The following is a 24,413-nucleotide window of genomic DNA, read 5'->3' as shown; positions in this document are numbered from 1 at the left end:
TAGATGTACAGTTTGATGTCAAAGATAAGTCAAACAATAAGTAACCCAGTTACTGATTTCTTACACTCCTTCGAACATTTTCCGATTGTAGTCGCACTTCTACTTGGTTTAATTGGGGCGGCTGCACCTTGTCAATTAACGGGGAATTTAAGTGCTATTACCTTTTATGGAAATCGAACAATTCAAATGAAGGGGAATTGGGGAGAGATTATATCTTTTATCGTAGGGAAAATCGTTGTATTTAGTTTAATTGGATTATTGGCTTGGATATTTGGTCAATCCTTTGAGACAAAAATGACAGAGTTCTTCCCACTATTTCGTAAAGCGATTGGGCCACTTATGATGGTTACAGGTCTTGTACTTTTAGGGATTTTTAAGTTTGGCTTTATTAATAGATTAACTATGCGCATCCCATTGGTATTAAAAGAAGGGAAGTTAGGTTCTTTTCTATTAGGAGCTAGTTTTTCATTAGCATTTTGTCCTACAATGTTTATCTTATTTTTTGTTTGGTTAATGCCTACTGTTTTATCAACCTCTTATGGTTTTGTCTTACCTGCAGTATTTGGATTTGCGACGTCCTTACCGCTAATTCTTTTGTTTATATTAATTTGGTTATTTGATGCAAGGCAATTAATAATGAAAAAAAGTATGAAGCTGGGAAAAGTTATTCAGAATTTAGCAGGCATTATAATTCTTATGATAGGACTCTTTGACACAATCACTTACTGGGAAATATAAGCTTTTTGGTCAATTATTTATGGGGAAGTTCTGCATAGTTTTTTCATAATTTCAGTGTATGATTGTCTTCAACAACAAAGTTTATATTGTTGTGTGTAATTAATAAAGATTGAGGAGGATTATAATGAAAAGAAATTTAATAATAGGTACCATTTTGTTGGTTGTTGTAATGATTATTTCTGCTTGTGCTAGTGATGAGAAGGAAACCAATACAAACCCTAATCCTAATAATATGAACATGAATGAAAGTTCTGGCGAGAGTATGGAAGGTATGGATCATTCTAATATGGACATGTCTGGGTCTGGTGAAGTTCCTGACGGATTGAAAGTAGCTGAAAACCCAACTTTTGAAATTGGCAGTCAAGCAATTTTAGAGACTGACCATATGAGCGGCATGAAGGGTGCAGAAGCAACTATTGTAGGAGCTTATGATACATCTGTATATGTCATTTCTTATACTCCAACAACTGGTGGCAAAAGGGTGGAGAATCACAAATGGGTAATTCAAGAAGAAATAAAAAATGCCGGTGATCAACCTTTAAAACCAGGAACAGAAGTTACCATTGAAGCTGACCATATGGCTGGAATGGAAGGTGCTAATGCAGAAATTGACTCATCAGAAGCTACGACCGTATATATGGTAGATTACATTTCAACTACAGACGGGGAAGCAGTTACAAATCATAAGTGGGTAACAGAAAGTGAACTATCAGCAAAATAAACTAAAATTTTTATAACTTTCACGAAAGAGTTTGTTTGAAGTTGCGGAAGAAATGTCAATATTATGATTCCACTTCTATAGGGAAAACTGCAGAACAGATACTTCTTTCTTAAAATTACTTTCTAAAAATAAAAATGGCGTTGATGCCATGCTGCTTTTTTGGGTTGTATAGACTATTATCAAAAAGAAATTTAATGTATTTTGAGATTTTAAAAATTATAATTTTTTTTAATATATAGTTTTATAATTTTCCAAAAAATGTATACTTTTCTTTTGTTTAATGAGATACTATGGTAATAACAATGATAAATTGTTAATGCCATAAATTGGAGTTGAACATGTTTGTGATTGCACGTAGCACGAATGGTGTTACAGAAGTGTTGAAAAATTCAAATAGCCAACTGATAAAAGTATTTTACAATCTTGAAGAGGCCGAGCAATTTGTAGCTCGGTTAAACAAAAGTATATTACCTGAGAAGCAGTGGACTGTCATAGAGGATTCATTAATGTTAAAGTTAAACGAGTAAGGAAATTTTCCTTACTTTTTTTTGTGGGTAAAAAAAGTGAGAAATTTAATACACTTAAGCTACCTGATACTATTGGACGCCTATATTTGATATAATAATATCCATTACACAAGAACGGAGATTTAAAGTGAACACACCAGTAAAAAAGAATGATCAGTTAGCGGTTTATATAGAGGATTTGACACATGATGGATCTGGCGTTGCTAAGGTCGACGGCTATCCACTATTCATACATGGTGGTCTGCCAGATGAAAAAGCGGAAGTACGTGTTTTAAAAACATTAAAGAACTATGGCTTTGCCAAATTATTAAATATTGTAGAGCCCTCCCCATTTCGTGTAGAAGCTCCATGTCCGGTATTTTATGAATGTGGCGGCTGTCAGCTCCAGCATATCAATTATGAAGGTCAGTTAAAATGGAAAGAAAATATGGTTCGAAATGTTATGCAACGATTAGGTAAGATTGATGCGCCAGTATTACCTGTAAAAGGAATGGACAACCCTTGGGAATATCGTAATAAATCTCAAATTCCATTTGGTTTAGCGGATGGAAAGGTGATTGCAGGGTTCTATCAGGCGAAGTCTCACAGAATTGCAGACACTCCAACTTGTTTGATCCAATCGGATGAAGCTGATCGATTGATGAGAGCATTCAAGGAAAAGGCATTAGAGCTAGATTTAGTCCCTTACAATGAAGACACAAAAAAAGGTCAGCTGCGTCACTTAGTAGTCCGTAAAGGCAGAGCAACTGGCGAAGTGATGGTCGTTTTAGTAACAAAGCATCCTAAGCTTTCAAAGAAGGAAGCAATTATTGAACTTATTAGAGAAGCAGAACCAAAAGTCACCTCGATTATGCAAAATGTCAATTCAAGAAATACGAACGTTATCTTTGGAGACGAAACAAACCTATTGTGGGGGAAACCAACGATTGAGGATTTAATCGGAGATGTCCGATTTGAAATATCTGCTCGTTCCTTTTATCAGGTAAACCCAGAGCAGACAGAAGTATTATATAAACAGGCACTCGATTATGCTCAGCTTTCAGGTGACGAGACAGTGATTGACGCTTATTGCGGAATTGGTACAATCTCTTTGTTCCTAGCACAAAGAGCGAAGCAAGTGTTGGGTGTAGAAATTGTCCCTCAAGCGATTGAGGATGCAAAAAGAAACGCAGAGCTAAATGGCTTCACTAACACATACTTTGAAGCTGGCCCAGCAGAGGAAGTCATTCCACGGTGGTACAAGGAAGGAAAAAATGCAGATGTTCTAGTAGTGGATCCTCCGAGAAAAGGCTGCGACGAAGCACTTCTGACGACAATCATAGAGCAACGCCCAAAACGTGTAGTTTATGTCTCATGTAACCCAGCAACACTTGCACGTGATCTTCGCATTTTAGAAGATGGAGGCTATAAGACACAGGAAATTCAACCAGTGGACATGTTCCCGCAGACGACACATTGCGAAGCTGTCGCTTGGCTGGAACTAGCATAAGTTTTCACAAACGAATTCTGATTTTGGAATTCGTTTTTTTTATTTTTCTCTTACCTAAATTAAGCCTGGAAGAAGCTCCTACTTATGATATAAATTCAATACATCTACTAGGGTCTTTGATTCATTTTTAAATTCGTACTTGAAACGTCGTGATTATTATCTTGTTTGCCGTGGTGCTTTCAGTTAAACTTAGTGTAATTAAATGAATTTGCAGGGGGACACGTTTGTGTTGAGAAGGTAAAACCTGACCCTTAGAACCTGGCTGTTAATACGGACGTAGGGAGCAAAGTACACGATGATCAATATGTACTTACTTAAGCTCCGCGTATTATTTACGTGGAGCTTTTCTTTTGCAAATACTTTAATTGCGGGGGGACACATTGTGTTGAGAAGGTTAAAACCTGACCCTTAGAACCTGACAGTTAACACTGGCGTAGGGAGCAATCATGGGTGTAGTCTACACTTTTTGGGCGTCTCTATTAGAGGCGCCTTTTTTGCACTTACGTCCACCAATTAAGGAGGACAAAAAAATGGAGTTTTGTGAAAAAGTTAGACAGGAGACGCAATTTTATTGGGAGGCTAGTTTTAACCATCCGTTTGTGCAAGGTATTGCTGATGGTAGTTTACCACTCGAAAAGTTCAAGTTTTATATGCTACAGGATGCGTATTATTTAAAGCATTACACAAAAGTCTTAGCTTTAGCAGCTGCAAAGGCAACAAATGATGAGGACATTCAGTACTTTTTAAACAGTGCGAGATTTATTCATGAAGCAGAGCTTGAGCTTCACCGTACAACTTTTCAAGACTTAAATGTAACGGCCGAAGAAATTGAAAATTTTGAGGTGGCACCAGCTACTTATAATTATGTGAGTCATATGTACAATGCAGTACATAATGGCGATGTAACAGAAGCATTTGCTGCTATATTACCTTGCCCTTGGCTCTATCAAGAAATTGGGCAACAGCTTAAGTATGCTCGTCCGAATATACCGCTGTATGCGCAATGGATTGCATTATATGCATCTGACGAAATGCTTCAATCGATCAATAAGCAAAAGTCGATGTTAAATCGTTTTGCGAAGGAACAGCCCATGAAACAAAAGGTTTTAAAGGCACATTTTGAAAAAAGCTGTTATTACGAGTGGATGTTTTGGGAAATGCCATGGACGATGCAAAATTGGACAAAAGGGGTGTATATGAATGAGCCTACAAAAAATTAATCTACAAAAACCTTTAGTGCATTGTATCACCAACTATGTCGTGGCCAATTTTACAGCAAATGGCTTACTAGCAATAGGAGCTTCACCTGTGATGGCCGATGCGGTTAAAGAAGCGGCGGAAATGGCATCAAAATCGAATGCGCTTTTATTAAATATCGGCACATTAAATGAACAGACAATAAAATCAATGCTTCTAGCAGGAAACAGTGCGAATGTGAAGAACATTCCTATAGTTTTTGATCCCGTCGGTGCAGGGGCAACGAATTTTCGATTAGAAACAACGATGGAAATATTACAACAACTTAAAATTAATCTAATTCGGTGTAATGTCGGAGAACTCGCGGCTATTGCAGGTGTTACCTGGCAAGCAAAAGGCGTCGATAGTGGCGTGGGTGAACTTGATGTAGCTGAGACGGCCATGCATGTTGCAAACAAATATAACTGTCTTGTGATTGTGACAGGTGAGCAAGATGTGATTACAGATGGTATCAGAATAGAATGGATCGTAGGTGGTCATGAAAAGGTAACGAAAATGACAGGAAGTGGCTGTCTATTAAGTGCCCTTTGTGCAGCAGAGCTCGCAAGCTGTGAAAATGAATTCGAAGATCTTGCGAATCTACTTCGTGATTATAAACAAGCAAGCTCAAATGCGTATTCAACGATTGGGACATTCCATATGAATTTTCTAAATCAACTTGAATATTTAGCGGAGGGACACCAATGATTACATTAACGATAGCGGGTTCAGATAGTGGAGGCGGAGCAGGCATTCAGGCAGATATTAAAACGTTTCAAGAGCTTGGTGTATTTGGTACAAGTGTTATCACTGCCTTAACCGCCCAAAATACGTTAGGTGTACAGGGCATTTTTCCAACAACAGTACAATTTGTAGAAGCACAATTGAAGGCGGTCCTTGAAGATTTTAATGTGACAGCGATTAAAACAGGCATGTTATTTAATTCAGAGATTATTGAGTGTGTCGCTGCTACACTTAAAAATAGAGGCTTACCTCTTATCGTTGACCCTGTGATGATTGCGAAGGGCGGCGCCAGCTTGCTTCAACAAGAGTCTATACAAGCTCTTAAAAATAAGCTGCTACCCATTGCAACTGTTTGCACACCAAATATACCAGAAGCCGAGGTCATAAGTGGTCGCTCCATTCATACGGAACAAGAACTATTTCTAGCTGCTCAAGATATTATCTCCCTTGGGGTACAATGTGTGGTTATGAAAGGTGGACATTTAGCTGGTGACAAAGCGATTGATGCGGTGTTTATAAAAGGGGAGGTTCCTTTTGTCTTAGAAACGAATCGATTTGAAACTAAACATACGCACGGAACAGGCTGTACATTTTCAGCAGCATTAACAGCAGAAATAGCAAAAGGAAAATCTTTGCAAGAAGCCGTTTTGGAAGCGAAAAAATTTGTCCATTTAGCGATTGGCAATCCATTAAATATTGGGCATGGTTTTGGTCCAACGAATCATTTTGCCTATCGTCAGCTTGAGGGGAAGTGTGATGTTGTATGTCACTAAATCTCGATAAATATTTTATTATGGGTACGATTAATTGTAGGCGTGATCCTTTAGTGGTGTTAGAAGCAGCATTACAAGCCGGTATTACGATGTTTCAATTAAGAGAAAAGGGTGAAAATGCACTTACTGGGGATTCCTATGTACAATTTGCACGTAAATGCCAAAATTTATGTCACGCTTACAAAGTGCCATTTCTAATAAATGACGATGTAGAGCTAGCCTTAAAGCTTAATGCTGATGGGATTCATGTTGGTCAGGATGATTTAAATATTGAAATGTTTCGTAAGCGTGCAGAAAATAAAATCATCGGTGTTTCTGTGCATACGATGGAGGAACTGGAAAAGGCGATTGCAAATGGTGCAGATTATGTTGGGATTGGACCCATTTTTGAAACATCATCAAAAAAAGATGCCGAACCACCAGCAGGGGTTGCATTTTTAAAGAAAGCAAGAACTGACTATCCGAATGTCCCCATTGTAGCAATTGGTGGTATTTCACCAACAAACAGTAGCATCGTACGTGAAGCTGGGGCTAATGGTGTTGCAGTTATTTCTGCCATTAGTCTTAGTGAAGATATTTGGAAGACTGTTAGAGAAATTTAAAGTGAATTTTCGTAGTTAATACAAATATAATTTGTTATAAAATCTATAACTTCATTAATCATTATACGCATTGAAGTATGAAGATAAATATGAAAAGGCTACCTTTAACTATAGCAAGTCCTAGCTAATTGCTTAAACCACTAGCATCAAAGTGTTGCCACATAATGCGAAGCAGTGGCATGGTTGGAATTAGTTTAAAGTAACTAAGCAGACGGTTTAGTAGTGCTATAATGCATTTCTAAACCGTCTGCTTTTATATTTATCCTATTTTTAATCAGATAAGAATGGGGATAAGTAAGTATTGTAGGATTAAACCGAAAAAGAATAGGTGGTTTTACGTCATTGCTAAGCTTAATACCTTGTTTTATCTGTCTAACTTAGTTTTAATATTCCATTACATATGGAAATCTTCTGATTATTAATCTGTATATTTTCCCCTTTTAGTGTATATTTAGGATAACTAAAATAAATAAGTACGCAGCATTGAATGCGTTATTTGAAGGGGATGTACTATGAGAAGGATAATTTTATCAACAGAGAGTGGAGCGGATTTACCGAAGGACCTGGTTGAAAAACATCAAATTCAAGTGGTACCGATGCACGTCATCATGGATGGGAAGGATTATTTAGATGGAGAGCTGCCTGTAGAGGAAGTCTTCGATTATCATAGTCGCACAAAAAAAATTCCATCTACAACAGCAACGAATACACATGAGTATCATGAGTTGTTTATGAAAATCAGAACTAATTTTCCTGAGAGCATCATTATTCACATTGGATATACGTCAAAAGCATCTGCTTCCTTTCAAAGTGCGTTAATTGCAGCGGAGGATTTTGAAAATCTTTTCCTAATTGATACGCTAAACGTGACAGGAGGATTAGCTGCAGTTGTGCTGTATGCTGCCAATTTAATGGAGGAAGAACCTTCCATTGATCATAATCAGCTAATAGAAAAAATAGAATCTATCGTTCCTAAAACAAAGCTGGCTTTCATACCAGGCAGTTTGGACTTTCTAAGATCGGGTGGGCGCGTAAGTAACATGGCTTATATTGGAGGGTCATTATTAAAAATAAAGCCCTGCATTGAGCTAAAAGAAGGAAAGCTTGTTTCCACTAGAAAGTATCGTGGGAAAATGAGCATCGTAGCGGAAAAGCTCATGCAAGATTACTTAAACCAATATGATATTGATAGAAAACAGCTGTATTTGATCTATTCTATCGGACTTGATGAAAGTATTAAGAGGCAAGTGGATGAAATCGCAAAGGAAACAGGCTTCGAAAATGTAACATGGATGCAAGCTGGTGCAATGATTTCTACCCATGCTGGACCTGGAGGCTTTGGGATTGCAGGGGTAGAAAATTAGAAAAAGTTCTGAAAAAACATCAATGAGTTATAAAGTTACTTATAAGTACTGGTCGCGTTGTGTGTCTAAGCGAATCAAGCACTTTCTTTAAAACTCACCAACATCTCCTATTTACCATATACACTAAACATATTGTGAAGTGGTCGCTAAGTTAAAATTAGGATAAGAAAAACGAATTCCAATGATGGATTTCGTTTTTTTATTTGGCTGTTTCCTAAACTTCCAATTACCATTTTATGGTATAATTAATTAGGAAGTAGAATCTTGAAAACGTGTCAGGTTACTTAAAGAGGGGAATACGACTAGGATCATTTTATTTGTTGTATAAGTAAAATTATTTAATTAGTAGTTTAGGTTATTAGATGTTTTTACATATGATAATAGACAAGGAGATGATTCAAATGAAAAATTTAGGATTTGTCAAAATTACTGTCCTCCTCTTAGTCGTATTGACTCTTTCTGCTTGCAGTATGCAAGAAGAAAATAGTAAAGACATGGAAGAGCCAGATGATAGCATTGTCGATAATGAAAACGAAAGCAACGAAAACGATTTAGACTTTGTTACAATCGAAAAAATTGAAAAATACGAGGGAATGGAAATTTCCGACTGGATCGATGAACAGACCGTTGTCCTTGCAAAAGAAAACCAAGAACTTGGAAAAATGAGTCTCTTAGAGAATGCAGAGTTCTACCCTAGAAGTATATATGAGTACAAATTGGACACAAAAGAGTTTAAAACGATAAAAGCCCAAAAAGACATGTTCCTTGGTGGGGCAATTTTGTCTCCAGATAAAAAACATCTATTGTATTATGAATACTCTATTGGGGATGTAGCCTATTATCTGATGAGTTTGGAGGACGTGGGGCAATCTTCTGTGACGGAGGACATTATTGGTAGCGCCTATACAGCTGGGTGGACTGACGAGCAAAATGTAATCGGTGCTTCCTATGCAGGAGGGGCATATATGGCTGACACGAGAGGTAAACTAACTCAAATTGCCGAGCTTCAGGAGGAACAATTGTTCACAGTTCATAAAATGAAGGAAAAAATCTATTATATAACTACAGACAGTCCAACCTTTCAGGTATATATGCTGGATCTGGTGACCAAAGAAAAAAAGAATCTGCAAGTGGAAAATGCGGATGGAATCACACTCTCGCCTGATGGAAAGCAAATGCTAGTTACTCAAGCAACAGAGACTAAGAAAAGTCTAAAAATTGCTGATGCCGATGGAAATATACAAAGTACTATTACTGAAGGTTCTGATGTGACTGGCGCTTCCTGGTCTCCCAATCAGCAAATGGTTGCATATCAATTAGATTCTGTTATCAACGATGTAGACAGTAGTGGACTATACCTGTACGATGTATCAACCGGTAAATCCATACAAATTGCTCCAAATGTCAGAAATGCGAAAATCAAATGGAGCCCTTCAGGTAAAAAAATTTCCGTTACAGAACTGGATGAAAGAAACTATAACAGCAGCATTATATATATAAAATAGTGCGAGGTATTTACTTTTTACTTAAAGAAGACAGTTAGCTAACTGTCTTTTTTTGTGTTTAATAAAAGTTTTAAGAATTAATGGAAGCGTTGTGAAATTAAAAGTTATTGTAATATTACAAAATTTAAGTTATGTTTTAAAATATTCATAAAAATTTAGAAGAATGTATTGGTTGTTCAATTTAGTGTGAACATCTCAATGAAGTAAAACTAAATCATAGAGAACGAGAGACACACTTTCTTTTAAAACTATAAATTAGTATCAGAAAGAGGTATAAAATAATGACACTTCAACAGTTAAAATATGTAATTGAAGTTGCAAGAAGTCGTTCTATTAGTAAGGCTGCACAAAATTTATTCATTAGCCAGCCAAGTCTTTCAAATGCACTAAAGGAGTTAGAAAATGAAATAGGGATTATCATTTTCCAAAGAACTAATAAAGGAATTATTATGACACCTGAAGGCGCAGAGTTTTTAGGTTATGCTCGACAAGTGGTTGAACAAGCAAATCTTCTGGAAAATCGCTATTCCAATATTCAATCTTCCCAGCAACACTTTTCTGTATCAGCTCAGCACTATGCTTTTGCGGTAAGTGCATTTGTCCGTCTGCTAGAGGAATACAATCGAGATGAATACGAATTTACATTAAGAGAAACCAAAACCTATGAAATTATTGAAGATGTAAAAAATCTACATAGTGAAATTGGTATTTTATATGTAAATGATTTTAATAAAAAAGTGATTCATAAATTCCTGAGAGAAGGTAATCTCATCTTTCAAGAGCTGTTTGAAGCAAAGCCTCACGTATTTATTAGCTCTAGAAATCCGCTAGCAAAGCAGGAATTTGTAACTTTATCAGATTTAATTCCTTATCCTTATCTTTCCTTTGAACAAGGAGATTATAATTCTTTTTATTTTTCTGAGGAGATTTTAAGTACTCTTTCTAGGCCAAAGAATATACGAGTTAGTGATCGAGCGACACTCTTTAATTTATTGATTGGACTTAATGGTTATACAATATCAACTGGTGTGATAAGTCATGAACTAAATAGTAATAACATCGTTTCAGTTCCTTTACTTGTAGATGAACGGATTACAGTTGGATATATTACACATAAAAATGTAAAAAACAGTCCTTTAGCGACTATATATATTGAATATTTAAAAGAAACAATTGCTGAAGAACAAGTTCAGCTATAGTTTAAAACTATAGCTAGAGATACTTAATAAGTGTTACATGTTACCAATTGTATAGTGCTAAAATTTCCTTACATACACATTGCTTTGCTTTTTTAATAGCCTATCCCTTTATTTTCTATCAAACTGTTGCGAGACAAATAGAAATGATAGCTAATTATCTACCTTAAACTACGTGTATATAGGAGGTACCAAACAGTCAACCCGATTGAAATAGTTAATCAGAGTAAATTGAAAGTCTTTCATTACGTGCTTATTCTTTGTTTATTTTTTATCATGATGTTCGACGGCTATGATGTGGTCATTTATGGTGCAACCATTCCAATGTTAAAAGCGGAGTGGGGAATCTCTGATTTAGTAGCGGGGGCGATAAGTAGTTATACGACAATCGGTACAGCAGTTGGAGCTGTTTTATTCGGTCTGTATTCAGATCGTTTTGGAAGAAAGCGTATTATTATTTTAACGACCTTCTTATTCAGCTTTTTTACATTATTATCTGGATTTGCAACGTCACCGATTTTATTTATTGTTTTTCGTATTATTGCAGGTTTAGGATTTGGTGGTGTTATGCCAAACATAGCTGCTTTAATATCAGAATACGCTCCGTCCAAACACCGTGCTGCAATTATTTCAATCATATTTTGCGGTTACTCCGTTGGTGCAATTCTAGCCTCGTTTAGCGGGCAGGTATTGCTCGAAAGATTCGGTTGGCAACCGGTATACTGGATAGCCGGCTTACCACTGCTTGTGTTGCCTTTTGCTATACGTATCATTCCAGAATCTATTAATTCTTTAATTAAACAAAAGGATACAAAACGTCTTGTCAAAGTCCTTCAAAAAATAAACCCAATGATCTCTAAAGATGTTCAATTTAAATATGTCCATCAAGAACAGCAACAAAAGTCATCGGTTCGTGATCTTTTTAAAAACAAACTTGGATTAAGCACGATGATGTTCTGGCTGTCTTGCTTCTGTACATTTATCCTCATGTATTCACTAAATACATGGCTTCCAACTTTAATGATGAATGCAGGCTATAATCTGAAATCTAGTCTGTTCTTTGTTGCAGTACTTCAAATTGGTGCCATAACTGGTACAATGATTTTCGGTAACATTATTCAACTACTTGGTTTCAAACGTGTCCTTATTCCACTTTACTTAGTAGGGGCTATCTCATTAATACTGATTGGCTACTCAAAAAATATTTATATAGCTTATGGGTTAATTGCCATTATAGGTGCTGCATCAGTCGGTTTACAAAACATGTCTAATGCATATGTAGCTCAATATTATTCTGTCGATATTCGAGCAGCTGCTCTAGGAAGTACAATGGCTTTTGGACGTATCGGTTCGATTGTTGCTCCAACTTATATGGGAATTTTATTAACTTTTAATCTGCAGCCACAGTTTAACTTTTTTGCAATTGGTATTGCTGCAATCTTTGGCGCAATAGCTATGAGTTTCATTCGTGAAGTCCATGCAGACTATGCAGTAGAGAAGCAATTAGTTTCTAATGAAATAGCCTTTAAAAAAGAATCTTTATCATAACAGAATACAAGGAATTCATCATATTTTGGTGAAGACTTACCTAGAAATCAGGAGTGTTGAATGAACAACACCCCTGATTTTTTTATTGTAAAATTATTGATATTTTATACTATCTATCGACTTAACCAACTCCTAATATGAATTCATTTATTTTTCCAAAATTACAAAAAAATTCTTCGGTTTATATGGTTTAATAAAGATAGAGAAGTAAATAGGGAGGGGTTTAGCAATGGGGAAAGAATTCTTTAAAAGACTTGAAAAATACATAACGAAAAATAAAAAATACTTAAATAAAGGTGCATCTAAAAAAGAACTCCTAAAATTAGAGCTGGAAACTGGCTACCCATTACCTGAATCCTTTAAAGCTACGTATTCTGTTCATAATGGTGAAAAAAAGTTAGGATTAATGTTTGGATTAACCTGGTATTCCATCGAAGAAATTTTATCGGCATGGAAGGGGTACAACAACTATTATGAAGAGTCCGTTACCGATGTCATTTCATTCGAAAAGAATAAAATCCAAGAGGCATACTACCATCCAGGATGGATTCCTATAGCATACGATTATGGAGGAAACTATCTTGCGATGGACTTTGCACCTGGGGAGAATGGGAAAGCTGGACAAATTATAAATTTTGGGCGGGATGAAAGACAAATGTTTGTCATAAGTGAAAGCTTTGATGCGCTCCTCGAGCTACTAATACAACAATTTGAGAACGGAAATTGTTCTCTAATTACGGAGGAAGACGGTAATCCATACGTTATATGGGGAGATTATGGTCACTTTTTTGATAATCTCATTGAACTTCAAAAGACTCCTTGTGCAGGAGAGGATGTACCTCTGGAGCTGGATGAAAGCTGGACAAACTTTCTTACCCAAATGTTAGGAAAAACGCCTAGTAAGATTCATGAGTTACAAAACATAATAACCCTTAGGTTATTTCCATCTAATATAACTAACTTAAAACCACTTGCTTACTTTCAAAACGTCCGCGAATTAATCGCAAGTGGATTAGAGATCACAGACTTCACACCAATTGCTGAGATGCAAGACTTAAAAAAACTCTATTTGGCCAAAACATCTTTGCAGCATTTAGAGTTTTTAAAGCCACTTAAAGATTTAAAGCAATTATCTATTGGAAACACCAAAGTAAGAGACATATCTGTATTGAAAGAGCTGCCTTTACTTCAAGAGCTGTCACTTGAAAATTTAGTAATAGATGATTTGTCTCCTTTGGCATCCTGTAAGAAGTTAAGTCACTTAAATCTTTCAGGTATTCAAACAGCTGATCTTCATGGTATTAAAGATATTTTCAGCTTGCGTGAGCTTGATATTACGAGGATTAAAATGAGTAATCTGGATGTTCTAAAAGGGATGATGAATCTACAGGATATTAGATTCGAGGAAGTGGAGAATTATTCAGCTCTCCAGGAACTGGATAACCTTCAATCACTTACTTGTCCGTTCAATGCTTTTATTGCAACAAAAGATCTTTTCGATAAAAAAATGAACTATACCATTATGGGAGAGATTAACGACGAACAAGATGAAATTTACACTAATTATGTGATGGAAGGATAAGCTAAGAACACAACTAACAAAATTGCTGCCCTCTTTTTCATCACCTTCCAAATGAGTATAGGCATTTAGAGATACATTGAAGAATAAATTGATATTAAGTAATTAGTTAGAAGTAAGGGGTACAAGTGAAGAAATAAAGAAATGTGGGTTATAATAGCAATGCTATACAGCTGGATGATTTCCAGAACGGATAAAAAAACAGTAAATGAAGGTGACAGATGAACATCTATTTAAAACCAATAATAAATCCTGATGAATGCTATAGGGAAGCTGAGCAAAAGGCAGCCCAATATTTTAATAAACTTACTGTACAGGCCACAGAAAAAAGCTATATTCCGGTGTTAACGGACGATATTAAAACATGGAAATCTGATCACGTTCATCATCCCATGTTATCCCTTTTTACGCTTGGAAAAGGAAAGGACGATTCTAAGAACTTTAACCATTATATACAGTACTTAAATTATAGGGGGAAGCTAGATAGCTACTTAAACAGGAGCATCTCCTATATTTTTCTCCGTGATTTAGGAAAGTCCCTTGATTCCCCAAATACGCAGACCAGAATTCATAGTGTAGTGAGTAGCTTAAAGGATCAGCTTACCAATTCTAAGCCAGATGGCGAGGAAGCTGAAGCATTTAGTATGGTTGGACTGTATCGGATGGCAAAGAAGGATGGTGTGGAATTAACTTATATTTGGCTATTAAACAAGCTAAAGCAAGTGTCCAATCATATACCAAAGGGAATGGATGCAGAGCACGCCCAACGAAAACTTATAAAAATAATTGCTGGGGTTATTATGCAAGAGAATGAGGAGATGGACAGTGATATATCATCTGATGAGCGTGCTGCAAGGCTCGATAAAGCTATCAGACTGGGATATTCCTATGGATTGACCTATCCATTTATTGACGATTTGCTTGATGCCAAGATTTTGTCGGACGAAGAAGAAAAGCAATATGCAAATTTAATCAGGACAACGCTTACTACAGGCAAAGTACCAAAATTGGGAGAATGGCTTGGAGAAAACGAGGAATTGATCACTTATGTACATCAGGAGCTTGGTGAGGCTTTTCAGTATATTGAGCAAAATCAGCATCCTGAAAGAAGGAACAAATTTTTTGAGCAAGCATATGTGTTTTTCCATTCACAGGAAGTAGATCGTGAAAAGAATTTAATGAACTCTCATTATACGAATGAAGAACTATATATACCGGTTATTTTAAAAGCATCCTCATCTAGGCTTATCGTCCGTTCAGTCCTTAGTGCCTCTGACGATAAGGAGATGGATAACCGTACTTTTTACTACGGTATTTATAATCAGCTGTCAGATGATTTTGCAGATATGTTCGAAGATATGAAAGATGGAGCGGTAACTCCCTATACATATTATTTAAAATATCACGGGACTCGACCAGACCTGATTAACCCCTTTGAATTATATTGGACTGTCATTAGCAACTTAATCCATAATGTTTATGGTTCTGACGAGAAAACACGAGAAGTAATATTGGACAGAGCCATAAATGGACTCAAGCGATTGAAAAAGCGTGTAGGTACAAACAAATACAAAGAAATTATGAGTCTATTTAGATTCGGAAATCCAAGATTCAATAAACTTCTACAAGAAATGGTTCGAAAAGCAGCTGACGTGGACTTTTTTGATAAATTACTGCGTGATCACATGATTACCGTATTAAAGAATGAAAGTAAGGAGAGAGAGGATTTCTCAAATACGATTAAAACAGTGCGAAACGAAATAAACCAAATATTAGCCATTCCTCTCACGGAGAGTTCTTCCTTCGGAAGAGATTCTATAGCCGAGGCAGCAAATTATAGCTTGGAAGGGGATGGCAAAAGGCTGAGACCGATTGTTACATGGTTTATGAGTGTAAAGGTGTACGAGTTAGATGAAACTGCAATAATGCCACTTTTGAAATCATTAGAATACCTTCATACGGCTTCTCTTCTATTTGATGATTTACCTGCTCAGGATAATGCAGCGATGCGACGTGGACGTCCAACTCTACATGAAGTTTATAACGTAGCGATATCCGAATTAACCGGTCTTTTTCTCACTCAAAAAGCAATTTGGGAGCAGACTAAACTAAATCAATTTGATTCAAAAACGGTACTTCAGATGATTCAATATTCTTCCCAAACAATAGCCGATATGTGTAAAGGGCAAGCTATGGATCTGGAATCTAAAGGAAAACCACTTAGTCGAGATCAGTTAAACACCTTATGCTTTTATAAAACAGGGATAGGATTTGAAGCAGCTCTTGTAATGCCAGCTCTCCTTGCCAACGCAAAGGAAGAGGAAATAATTGCTTTAAAAAGGTTTGCTCGTTTTGCTGGCATCGCCTTTCAGATTAAGGACGACTTACTCGATGTAGAAGGAGATGCAATGCTACTCGGTAAAGACCTTGGAAAAGACGCGGAAAACAATAGCTCTACATTTGTTTCTATCCTGGGTCAGGAAGCTGCCACAATCGAAATGTGGGAAAATTACTGTCTAGCAATGGATGCACTTCAGCACGTGTCCAAAGATACAACCTTTCTAAAACATTTTTTAAACTACCTTATAAATCGAGAACAATAAGATTTGTCCCCATGTTAGCAGCCAAAAAGTTAATGATTGATTTGTATAGAAAAATGAGCTTGGAGATGCTACTCCAAGCTCATTTTTTGTCTTTTTATTAAAGTATATATGCGTCCGTTAGTTACAATAAAGTTATCCGGCTCCTAAAATACTTGACGCAAATCAATCTGACCTTCCCCATGACCTTGCGGGTCCGGCATCCGCAGCGCCCACTCAATGGCTTCTTCTCTAGACTTCACATCAATGAGTATGAACCCGGCAATCAAGTCATTCGATTCAGTAAATGGACCATTGGAAACTACCGGTTTTTCGCCTGGTTTCGGATACGAAATGCGAATCCCATTTGAACTTGGATGTAGTCCTTTAGAATAAACTCGTATGCCTGCCTTAACTAATTCTTCATTGTACTTCGTCATGGCTTCCATAAGATCATTGCTCGGCAGCTTTCCAGCTTCCGAATTCTTCGAGGCTTTAACAATCATCATAAATAGCATAAAAACTTCCTCCTACTTTTTTAGAGACATATCCCCTAATTGATCACTTTATAAGACAACAAGCCGGTATTTTCTCGACATATTAATGAAAAATAGGGAACTTTAGTGTCAGGAACTTCATAGGAATCAATGAAGGGAATAGGAATTATAAAAAGGTATTGCATAAATAGCACTTTACGTATTAACCACGAAAATTTTTTATTTGTTGATTGTAGTGGCAGGCGGCGACTCCGGCGGGATGAGTGAGACAGATAAGACAACACAACGGCGCGTAAGCGACGGTGATGGCTTATCGCTCACCCCGCGGAACGCGTCCGCCTAGAGCGGAAATCAAGTCCATATCTATAATAATTACAAGGCTTCCAGTAGTGTCGGTCTCTGTATTATTGAAAGTAACAGAATAAACTTCGTCTTTGGCATAATAAGTTTTATTGATTTCTTCATAATTCTTCTCCTTTGTATCGATTGACTTCCATATAGATTCAATAACCTTGTTAAACAATCCTCCTACTTTAAGCGAAAGGTATTTCCTTTCTAATTTTATTTAATGATAGATTCAAGAATAAATTCATAATCTCTCGAATAAAGTCTCTATAAAGAGATAACAGACAAGGGGTAGTGAACATGAAAATATTCATAATCTATCTATTAAGTGCTATATATTTCTTCCTGTCATTTTCAATGGATCATATTCGCTCCATTGGTTTTTACTTAATCGTTTCTGTGGCATTGTTCTTTTGGGGAACTTGGGAATGGAAGCGGCGAAGTGAAGAAATTATAGCAGAGAATAGAAGAAACACAGAAGAGGTTTTAGAAGAGATTCCACATACTCAAATGTTACTGTCTCCCAATAATTTAAATGCTTTACTGATCAATGAAGTTACTAATATTCTTTATATCGCTCGTCGGGAAGAGCTGGGAAGTGACTTTGAGATAAAAGATATTCCTTTCAATAAAATATTAGAAGCTGCTTTATTAGAGGATGGAGAAACTATCTCGATGTTTCCTAAAGAGGGTATACTTAGCAGCCGCATAAAATCCGGTGATGAAAAGGAAACAGATGAGGAAGAAGATGAAGAAGATGACGAGGAAGAGTTTGAATTTAGTCTTTGCTTTAAAATCGTTTCCGATGATTTAACAGAGCCTATCCATTCTTTTACCTATTTGGAAGATTATAAAGAGGATTATAAGGAATCTGAACAATACGAAGAGGCGATGGGAGCCTGTAACCAATGGTTTCAAAAGTTAAGCATTATCATTAGACGTTATCAGTATGATCGAGTAATGGTGAATCGATGGAGTTAACGAAATTTATCGATTTTACTTTTAACTATTTCTTCTAACTATTGTCTAGCTTAAGTGTCTTTTCCTAAGGTCAATTGGAAAAATGGGTGGAGGAGAGCTGTCTTCCCCTTACCCTTCTTATGTTTTAGTTAGATCTCAAAGGGAAGAAAAGAAGTAGATGACAATTTGTTAGGAGGAATACAATTGAGTAAAACAATTTTTATTACTGGAGCTGGAAGTGGCCTTGGAAGAGGTACAGCCATAGGACTAGCAAAAAAGGGACATCGCTTGATTGCAACTACCGAAACAACTTCTCAAAAGACAGATTTATTGCGAGAAGCAAGAGATCTAGATTTAGATATGGAAATTTTCAAGTTAGATATAACCAATGCAAGAGATCGTGCTCAAATGGAAGAGTACGACTTTGATATATTTGTAGCTAATGCCGCTATTAATGAGGGTGGACCTCTTGCCGAGGTGCCAATGGATCGATTCCGTGCATTATTTGAAGTAAACGTTTTTGCAACCTTAGAAACAGCACAGATTGCAGCACGCAAGCTTGTGAAAAAAGGAAATGGTAAAATTGTATTCCTTAGCTCGGTAGCAGGACTTTCAGCAACTCCTTATGTAGGGCCTTATACAGCTACTAAGCATACAGTTGAAGCAATTGCAAAAACGATGCAGAAGGAACTCGAACAGTTGGGCGTACAGGTAGCAACGATCAATCCTGGACCATATAATACAGGGTTTAATGATCGAAGTGCTGAAGAAAAATGGAAATGGTTTAATGAAGAAAAGCATTTCACGAAAAAGGAAGATATGAAAGAGCAAGAGGAATCCTTGAAGAATCAATATGACCCACAAGACATGATTGAAAAAATGATTGAAGTCATCCCGGCAGACAATCATAAATACCGTACTGCGTGGCCGAAAGAGATTGAAGAGAAAATTAAAAAAGACGAAAAAGAACGTTGGGAACTAGAAGTATAGTACAAAGAGGAGAGCATTGCGAGCTAGCAATGCTCTTTTTATGTTTTATACTTTATTCTCTTCTCGATAGTTCGTGTTTCTTTATAATTATAGGAATTATGAAACTAATTCAAGAAAGTATTTAAAACATTTGTTAGCAATAATCGGTCAGTTATCCCGGATAATCGGTAGGCTCCCGTATTTAAATCACTAAATAAGAGGAAAATCCAACGGCTAACTCGAATACTAATAGTAGTAAAACGGGCGGTGAATCTGTTGGATAATCGATTTGTGATGTTTTCATTGGCACATTGGGGTGCAATAGCTGCACTTATTACCTTCATACTTCTTCTATTCATTACGAGGGCACGCTGGACCGAATCAGAAAAGAATATTCTGAGCATGGAGCGTTTATTTGGCTTGTCTTTATTAGTGATTGATATTTTATATCATGTATGGCTTGTTCAATCGGACAGGTGGGAGTTAAGTAATTCATTGCCATTGGAATTATGCAGTATTAGCCTTCTATTGACGATTGTTTTGTTATGGACTGGTAATCGTCTGGTTTATCAGTTTGTTTTTTATGCAGGCATAGGTGGTGCTCTACAGGCCATGCTAACTCCAGTTTTGGATATGGATTTTCCACACTTTAGATACTTTCATTTTTTTTATACACATGCAGGGATTATATTAACTGCATTATATTTTACTTGGGTGAAAGGATACCGACCAACGTTTAAAGGTGTTCTCACAACATTGCTTGCTTTAAATATTTTGCTGCCTTTTATCTTTTGGATCAACTACCTTTTTGAAGGGAATTATATGTTTTTACAAAGAAAGCCTTCTGGTGGAAGCTTGTTAGACTTTTTAGGACCTTATCCTTGGTACATTCTATCATTAGAGATTGTTGCATTTTTAATATTCATATTTTTATGGTTTCTTTTTAAGAAAAAGTAAATTAAACTTATATCTTGTAATGATGAAATTTTCATCCAGGTGAAAATATTAGATGGGCAAAATTTTTACCTATCTAATTGCATATAAGAAAGGACGTTTTTAACGGTGAAAAAAATTCTATTAAATAAGATGTCTATGCTCCTAATTGCTCTTATAGGGGTCTTAGTACTTTTAAGTGCCTGTAATGAAGAGAATAAAGATGAGGAAACAAAAGAGACTACTTCAGATAAGCTAGCTTACATAGTAGATTTCGAACTTTCCACTAAAAGTTTAATCATTGATGAAGTAGAATGGATTGAGGAAGCGGATAAAGAACGCATCAAGGAACTGGGGCTAGATGTTGAAAAGGATTTGCCTACGGGATTTATGATTTATGATGAAACTCAGAAGGCCGAAAGCATTAAGCTAGCTGAAAACGCTGAGTTCTTTTTGGTTAACCATGAGGATATCGCCAAGCCTAAGCAAGTAGAAGAAAAGGAATTCATATCTTATTTAGCAGTTGGAAAAGGACCATATGATTTAACCATAGAAGATGGGCAAGTAGTAAAGGTCTCTGAAAAATATACTCCGTAACAAGCAAAACACTTGATAACTATAAATTAGTTATCAAGTGTTTTTTATGAATACATTTTGGAAAGGACACAACTCTATGGAAAAGTTAATCCATCTCCTTTACAAAATCCTTCACTTCCTCGCTCATTTTTTCAGACTGAGACCAATGTAAATAATGATGACCTTCTAAAGGAATTAGCTTGCTTACATTGCTATTCTCTAATTGCTCTTCATAAAAGGTAATATTGGATTTCCCTTCCTTGTTTGCTTGGTTATCATTTGTCGTAAATATCATGACAGGTAAATCAGTAGGGAAGTTAAGCTCCTTTGTGAATTCCATGTTTCTTTGAATATAGTTAGTTTCATTGATTACATTTTGGTTGTAGCCATTCCATGATGATAATAGTTTGGTCATTTTCAAGTTTTCTTTAGAATACGTTCCATCCTCTGCTATAGGCAAAAAATCCTCTGGGGCAATATACATTGCCAATCGAGCAATTCCACTAGGAGCAATAATGCTTAAAGCTTTTGGCATCGTTGGGGCAGCTTCATCAAAATATTCAAGTGCCTGAGGCAAGGTTGGATCAATACCGATTATTGCTTTTATTTCTTCTGGATACAAGTTGGCATAATACATGCTGTATACTCCTGAAATGGAATGTGGCATTAATATGTATGGTTGTTCAATGTTTAACTTCAATAGAGCAGCCCTTGTTTCCTCTACGATGTTTTCTACGGTGCGTTCACTATCTGTTCGATCACTCCAGCCATAGCCAAATGGTTCTACTACAACTACTCTATTGTCCTTTGATAGCTCATTCACTAATGGTTCAAAGTCAAGGGCAGGGGCAGTTGTTCCTAAACCACTCCATAAAACAACCGTGTTGTCGCCATCCCCTTTTTCATAAACATGCATTTCTTTACCATTAACCTCTACTAATTTGCCAATTGCTTCGTACTTGTTCTTTTCATACACAGTCATTAACTGATGAATAGCAAACCAAATACATACAAGACCTACTATCCCTATAATAATATTTTTGAATATCTTCCAAATTCTATGTTTCATTGATTTCATCCTTTTTTAATAATTTCTATTTAATGAATATTACGAATATATTTTCTTTAAGTTCCATAAGTGGCTATAAAACTACTGTTATAAAACAAAAATATTGTTCTAGGAAATGATATAACAGATTTATATTGACAGTTTTAAAAGTACTTGTTATATTTTGTGTAACCGGTTACACATATATAAGGGAAAGGGGAAAACAGATGGCAAACATAAGAGATGTAGCAAAAGAAGCTGGTGTTTCGGTTGCTTCTGTATCCCGATATCTAAACAAAAAAGGGTATATCAGCGAAGATACAAAGCTCAAAATAAGAAAAGCGATAGATAAGTTAGAATATATACCAAATCAAGTAGCGAGATCCTTAACAACAAAGCAGACGAACTTCATAGGGTTGATTGTTCCTGATATTACTAACCCATTTTTTCCGGAGCTTGCTCGAGCAGTTGAAGATATCGCATTATCTTATGGATATACAGTAGTTTTATGTAATTCCGATGAAAAATCTGAAAAAGAGATACATTATATTGATACTTTAAAGCAAAAATATGTAGCAGGATTTATAGTAACGACGAATCAGTTACGTGCAAGTCATTATGAAGATTTAAATGTACCACTGGTGGCGTTAGACCGGATGATTCATGAATCCATTCCAACAGTTTCCTCCAATAACGTAGATGGAGCATGCATGGGAACAAATCATTTGTTGGATTCAGGCTGTGAAAAGATTGTGTTTATGAGAGGACCTAAAGGGTTGGGACCAGCTGATGATCGGCTGGCTGGATTTTTAAAGGCTGTCGAAGGAAAGAATGTACAAACACATATTGTTGAGAGTCCATTCCATTTTGGGGAATCTGAGAAGATCGCAAAGAAATTTTTAACAGAAATTGAAGGTGTAGACGGTATATTTGCAAGTACGGATGTATCGGCCGCCGGGGCTTTGAAGGCTGCACATTCATTGGGTATTAGTGTTCCTGACCAGCTACAAATTATGGGGTTCGATGGTATTTCACTTGGAGGAATGCTGACACCTGGACTGACCACTGTAGCCCAAGACATTTATAAAATGGGTGCTTTGGCAACCCGTATACTCATTAAAATTATTGAAGAAATTGAATTAGACGAAAGAGTTATTCAAGTACCCGTTGAGCTAGTGGAACGGGGAACGACGAGGAGTGTACATCGATGATTACAGTTATAGGTAGTATGAATATGGATATAGTTGTGCAAACAGACAACTTCCCTGTCCAAGGAGAAACAGTTTTAGGTCAGCTATTTACTACTGTGCCAGGTGGAAAAGGGTCTAACCAAGCAGTAGCAGCAGCTCGTTTAGGCAGCAAAGTACAAATGCTTGCCAGTGTTGGGATTGACAGCTTTGGGAACGAATTATTGGCTGACCTTAAAGCAAATGGAGTGAATACGGATTCTGTCATACAAACAGAGGAGGCTGCAACTGGAATCGCTAATATCTTACTGTCGGAAGGTGACAATAGAATTATTGTCGTTCCAGGTGCAAACTATTCATTAACCGTGGAAAGTATAAAAAATATGAAAGAAACTATTCAACAAAGTACGTTTGTTATCATGCAGCTAGAGATTCCGATTCCAGTTGTAAAGTACACATTGGAGTTATGCTTAGAGCTAAATGTCCCAGTATTACTAAACCCAGCTCCAGCAAGCGGTTTTCAGCTGGAATTTATGGATTATATTGCTTACCTGACACCAAATGAAACAGAATGCGAGTTAATTTTTGGTGAAAATATGGAAGCGACTTTGGAAAAATATCCAAACAAGCTAATTGTTACACTCGGCAGTGATGGTGCTAGATATTTTGACGGAAATAAGCATATTGTCGTTCCTGGATTTAAAACAAATGCGATAGACACTACAGGTGCAGGAGACACGTTTAACGGGGCACTCGTTCATGCACTTGGGCAAGGGCTAAGTTTAGAGCAAGCGGTTCGTTTTGCAAATGCATCTGCCTCCTTGTCAGTAGAAAAATTTGGAGCTCAGGGCGGCATGCCAAGTCACGAGGAAGTAGTCAATAGATTAGAAGGAGCTTGTAAATGAAAAAACAAGGCATTTTAAATCGAGAGCTGGCTGGCATTTTTGCCAAGCTAGGTCACACAGATCAAATTACAATAGGTGATTGTGGCTTGCCTATTCCTGATGGAGTTAAATGCATTGATTTATCATACATTGTCGGCAAACCATCATTCGATGAAATATTAGAAGTTGTTTTAGAAGATTTAGTAGTTGAAAGAGCTTATATTGCTGCTGAAATGAAAACAGCCAATGCTGAAATGAATTATGTAGTCAGAAAATCAATTGAACAAATTACGGAAGTATCACATGAAGAATTTAAAACAATGACTAGTCATTCTAAAGTCATTATACGTACTGGGGAAGCTACTCCTTATGCAAATGTAATCTTGCAAGCTGGTGTCATATTTTAAAGGTGG

The 24,413-nt window shown here is 36.5% G+C and carries 24 protein-coding genes and 2 riboswitches; of the genes, 21 read left to right on the top strand and 3 right to left on the bottom strand.

Annotated elements, in window-relative coordinates; genetic code table 11:
• Positions 1–3 precede the first annotated feature (3 nt).
• The 14 genes from MKY94_RS17120 to MKY94_RS17055 all read left to right on the top strand — a co-directional run bounded on the left by MKY94_RS17120 (position 4) and on the right by MKY94_RS17055 (position 16,625).
• Entirely contained in the window at positions 4–738 is a 735-nt protein-coding gene (locus tag MKY94_RS17120) for a sulfite exporter TauE/SafE family protein (RefSeq protein ID WP_342577485.1), read from the top strand.
• A gap of 124 nt (positions 739–862) precedes the next feature.
• Entirely contained in the window at positions 863–1,459 is a 597-nt protein-coding gene (locus MKY94_RS17115; RefSeq protein WP_151112762.1) for a YdhK family protein, read from the top strand.
• A 338-nt stretch (positions 1,460–1,797) separates the two neighbouring features.
• Positions 1,798–1,986 carry a hypothetical protein gene (locus MKY94_RS17110; RefSeq protein ID WP_144542031.1) on the top strand — a complete coding sequence of 63 codons (189 nt, stop codon included), beginning with the start codon at positions 1,798–1,800 and terminating at the stop codon, positions 1,984–1,986.
• Positions 1,987–2,113: 127 nt separating this feature from the next.
• Positions 2,114–3,475, top strand: coding sequence for a 23S rRNA (uracil(1939)-C(5))-methyltransferase RlmD (gene rlmD / locus MKY94_RS17105; protein WP_342577483.1), 1,362 nt, complete (start codon positions 2,114–2,116; stop codon positions 3,473–3,475).
• A 202-nt stretch (positions 3,476–3,677) separates the two neighbouring features.
• Positions 3,678–3,775: riboswitch (TPP riboswitch) on the top strand.
• A 59-nt stretch (positions 3,776–3,834) separates the two neighbouring features.
• Positions 3,835–3,932: riboswitch (TPP riboswitch) on the top strand.
• 73 nt (positions 3,933–4,005) lie between these two features.
• A complete protein-coding gene (gene tenA, locus MKY94_RS17100) occupies positions 4,006–4,695 on the top strand; it encodes a thiaminase II (protein ID WP_342577482.1) in 690 nt (229 codons plus the stop codon).
• 40 nt (positions 4,696–4,735) lie between these two features.
• Entirely contained in the window at positions 4,736–5,419 is a 684-nt protein-coding gene (gene thiM / locus MKY94_RS17095) for a hydroxyethylthiazole kinase (protein WP_342577481.1), read from the top strand.
• Positions 5,416–6,228 carry a bifunctional hydroxymethylpyrimidine kinase/phosphomethylpyrimidine kinase gene (gene thiD, locus MKY94_RS17090; RefSeq protein ID WP_342577479.1) on the top strand — a complete coding sequence of 271 codons (813 nt, stop codon included), beginning with the start codon at positions 5,416–5,418 and terminating at the stop codon, positions 6,226–6,228. The genes thiM and thiD overlap by 4 nt, the downstream gene beginning before the upstream one ends.
• Positions 6,219–6,830, top strand: coding sequence for a thiamine phosphate synthase (gene thiE, locus MKY94_RS17085; protein WP_151112770.1), 612 nt, complete (start codon positions 6,219–6,221; stop codon positions 6,828–6,830). Before thiD ends, thiE begins: the two co-directional genes overlap by 10 nt.
• Before the next feature lie 512 nt (positions 6,831–7,342).
• Positions 7,343–8,194, top strand: coding sequence for a DegV family protein (locus MKY94_RS17080; RefSeq protein ID WP_342577478.1), 852 nt, complete (start codon positions 7,343–7,345; stop codon positions 8,192–8,194).
• Positions 8,195–8,595: 401 nt separating this feature from the next.
• A complete protein-coding gene (locus tag MKY94_RS17075) occupies positions 8,596–9,699 on the top strand; it encodes a hypothetical protein (RefSeq protein WP_342577477.1) in 1,104 nt (367 codons plus the stop codon).
• A gap of 281 nt (positions 9,700–9,980) precedes the next feature.
• Entirely contained in the window at positions 9,981–10,898 is a 918-nt protein-coding gene (locus MKY94_RS17070; protein WP_144541326.1) for a LysR family transcriptional regulator, read from the top strand.
• A gap of 228 nt (positions 10,899–11,126) precedes the next feature.
• The gene (locus MKY94_RS17065; RefSeq protein WP_342577476.1) at positions 11,127–12,443 is read left to right on the top strand and encodes an aromatic acid/H+ symport family MFS transporter; all 1,317 of its coding nucleotides are present in this window, start codon (positions 11,127–11,129) and stop codon (positions 12,441–12,443) included.
• Positions 12,444–12,672: 229 nt separating this feature from the next.
• Positions 12,673–14,025, top strand: coding sequence for an SMI1/KNR4 family protein (locus tag MKY94_RS17060; RefSeq protein WP_342577475.1), 1,353 nt, complete (start codon positions 12,673–12,675; stop codon positions 14,023–14,025).
• A gap of 218 nt (positions 14,026–14,243) precedes the next feature.
• A complete protein-coding gene (locus tag MKY94_RS17055; protein WP_342577474.1) occupies positions 14,244–16,625 on the top strand; it encodes a polyprenyl synthetase family protein in 2,382 nt (793 codons plus the stop codon).
• A 143-nt stretch (positions 16,626–16,768) separates the two neighbouring features.
• Here the strand turns inward: MKY94_RS17055 and MKY94_RS17050 are convergent, their stop codons facing one another.
• Together MKY94_RS17050 and MKY94_RS17045 are read right to left on the bottom strand one after the other, a co-directional pair.
• Positions 16,769–17,119 (bottom strand): YciI family protein, encoded by a 351-nt coding sequence (locus MKY94_RS17050; protein WP_342577473.1) that lies wholly within the window; start codon positions 17,117–17,119, stop codon positions 16,769–16,771.
• A 289-nt stretch (positions 17,120–17,408) separates the two neighbouring features.
• A complete protein-coding gene (locus MKY94_RS17045) occupies positions 17,409–17,621 on the bottom strand; it encodes a hypothetical protein (protein ID WP_340863732.1) in 213 nt (70 codons plus the stop codon).
• Positions 17,622–17,743: 122 nt separating this feature from the next.
• Here MKY94_RS17045 and MKY94_RS17040 point away from each other — a divergent pair, with 122 nt between their 5' ends.
• The 4 genes from MKY94_RS17040 (at position 17,744) to MKY94_RS17025 (ending at position 20,902) form a co-directional block, all read left to right on the top strand.
• Complete coding sequence (locus MKY94_RS17040) at positions 17,744–18,424, top strand: hypothetical protein (protein WP_151112786.1); 681 nt, start codon at positions 17,744–17,746, stop codon at positions 18,422–18,424.
• Between the two features lie 183 nt (positions 18,425–18,607).
• Entirely contained in the window at positions 18,608–19,393 is a 786-nt protein-coding gene (locus MKY94_RS17035; protein ID WP_342577472.1) for an SDR family oxidoreductase, read from the top strand.
• A gap of 273 nt (positions 19,394–19,666) precedes the next feature.
• Positions 19,667–20,329, top strand: coding sequence for a TIGR02206 family membrane protein (locus tag MKY94_RS17030; protein WP_342577471.1), 663 nt, complete (start codon positions 19,667–19,669; stop codon positions 20,327–20,329).
• 105 nt (positions 20,330–20,434) lie between these two features.
• Positions 20,435–20,902: a hypothetical protein gene (locus MKY94_RS17025; protein WP_342577470.1), complete on the top strand. Its 468-nt coding sequence runs from the start codon at positions 20,435–20,437 to the stop codon at positions 20,900–20,902.
• 85 nt (positions 20,903–20,987) lie between these two features.
• On the opposite strand, the gene MKY94_RS17020 is transcribed toward MKY94_RS17025, so the two are convergent.
• Positions 20,988–21,950 carry an alpha/beta hydrolase gene (locus MKY94_RS17020; protein ID WP_225216153.1) on the bottom strand — a complete coding sequence of 321 codons (963 nt, stop codon included), beginning with the start codon at positions 21,948–21,950 and terminating at the stop codon, positions 20,988–20,990.
• A 206-nt stretch (positions 21,951–22,156) separates the two neighbouring features.
• On the opposite strand from MKY94_RS17020, the gene MKY94_RS17015 reads away from it, so the two are divergent.
• From MKY94_RS17015 to rbsD, 3 genes are read left to right on the top strand one after another with little or no spacing between them, the layout of a single operon-like run.
• Complete coding sequence (locus tag MKY94_RS17015; protein WP_151112792.1) at positions 22,157–23,140, top strand: LacI family DNA-binding transcriptional regulator; 984 nt, start codon at positions 22,157–22,159, stop codon at positions 23,138–23,140.
• On the top strand, positions 23,137–24,021 hold the full coding sequence (gene rbsK, locus MKY94_RS17010) for a ribokinase (protein WP_154309984.1): 885 nt from the start codon (positions 23,137–23,139) through the stop codon (positions 24,019–24,021). The genes MKY94_RS17015 and rbsK overlap by 4 nt, the downstream gene beginning before the upstream one ends.
• Positions 24,018–24,407, top strand: coding sequence for a D-ribose pyranase (gene rbsD / locus MKY94_RS17005; RefSeq protein ID WP_144541305.1), 390 nt, complete (start codon positions 24,018–24,020; stop codon positions 24,405–24,407). Before rbsK ends, rbsD begins: the two co-directional genes overlap by 4 nt.
• The last annotated feature ends 6 nt before the right edge of the window (positions 24,408–24,413 follow it).

Origin of the sequence: Psychrobacillus sp. FSL K6-2843 (assembly GCF_038626375.1) — a bacterium.
GTDB lineage: Bacteria > Bacillota > Bacilli > Bacillales_A > Planococcaceae > Psychrobacillus > Psychrobacillus faecigallinarum.
This window is presented reverse-complemented; position numbering and strand designations above follow the sequence as displayed.

What these genes read in the sequence shown, in the direction of transcription:
- MKY94_RS17120 (WP_342577485.1), top strand. Translation starts at nt 4, where the DNA reads ATGTACAGTTTGATGTCAAAGATAAGTCAAACAATAAGTAACCCAGTT.
- MKY94_RS17115 (WP_151112762.1), top strand. Translation starts at nt 863, where the DNA reads ATGAAAAGAAATTTAATAATAGGTACCATTTTGTTGGTTGTTGTAATG.
- MKY94_RS17110 (WP_144542031.1), top strand. Translation starts at nt 1,798, where the DNA reads ATGTTTGTGATTGCACGTAGCACGAATGGTGTTACAGAAGTGTTGAAA.
- tenA (WP_342577482.1), top strand. Translation starts at nt 4,006, where the DNA reads ATGGAGTTTTGTGAAAAAGTTAGACAGGAGACGCAATTTTATTGGGAG.
- thiD (WP_342577479.1), top strand. Translation starts at nt 5,416, where the DNA reads ATGATTACATTAACGATAGCGGGTTCAGATAGTGGAGGCGGAGCAGGC.
- thiE (WP_151112770.1), top strand. Translation starts at nt 6,219, where the DNA reads ATGTCACTAAATCTCGATAAATATTTTATTATGGGTACGATTAATTGT.
- MKY94_RS17080 (WP_342577478.1), top strand. Translation starts at nt 7,343, where the DNA reads ATGAGAAGGATAATTTTATCAACAGAGAGTGGAGCGGATTTACCGAAG.
- MKY94_RS17075 (WP_342577477.1), top strand. Translation starts at nt 8,596, where the DNA reads ATGAAAAATTTAGGATTTGTCAAAATTACTGTCCTCCTCTTAGTCGTA.
- MKY94_RS17070 (WP_144541326.1), top strand. Translation starts at nt 9,981, where the DNA reads ATGACACTTCAACAGTTAAAATATGTAATTGAAGTTGCAAGAAGTCGT.
- MKY94_RS17060 (WP_342577475.1), top strand. Translation starts at nt 12,673, where the DNA reads ATGGGGAAAGAATTCTTTAAAAGACTTGAAAAATACATAACGAAAAAT.
- MKY94_RS17055 (WP_342577474.1), top strand. Translation starts at nt 14,244, where the DNA reads ATGAACATCTATTTAAAACCAATAATAAATCCTGATGAATGCTATAGG.
- MKY94_RS17050 (WP_342577473.1), bottom strand. Translation starts at nt 17,119, where the DNA reads ATGCTATTTATGATGATTGTTAAAGCCTCGAAGAATTCGGAAGCTGGA.
- MKY94_RS17040 (WP_151112786.1), top strand. Translation starts at nt 17,744, where the DNA reads ATGAAAATATTCATAATCTATCTATTAAGTGCTATATATTTCTTCCTG.
- MKY94_RS17030 (WP_342577471.1), top strand. Translation starts at nt 19,667, where the DNA reads ATGTTTTCATTGGCACATTGGGGTGCAATAGCTGCACTTATTACCTTC.
- MKY94_RS17020 (WP_225216153.1), bottom strand. Translation starts at nt 21,950, where the DNA reads ATGAAACATAGAATTTGGAAGATATTCAAAAATATTATTATAGGGATA.
- MKY94_RS17015 (WP_151112792.1), top strand. Translation starts at nt 22,157, where the DNA reads ATGGCAAACATAAGAGATGTAGCAAAAGAAGCTGGTGTTTCGGTTGCT.
- rbsK (WP_154309984.1), top strand. Translation starts at nt 23,137, where the DNA reads ATGATTACAGTTATAGGTAGTATGAATATGGATATAGTTGTGCAAACA.
- rbsD (WP_144541305.1), top strand. Translation starts at nt 24,018, where the DNA reads ATGAAAAAACAAGGCATTTTAAATCGAGAGCTGGCTGGCATTTTTGCC.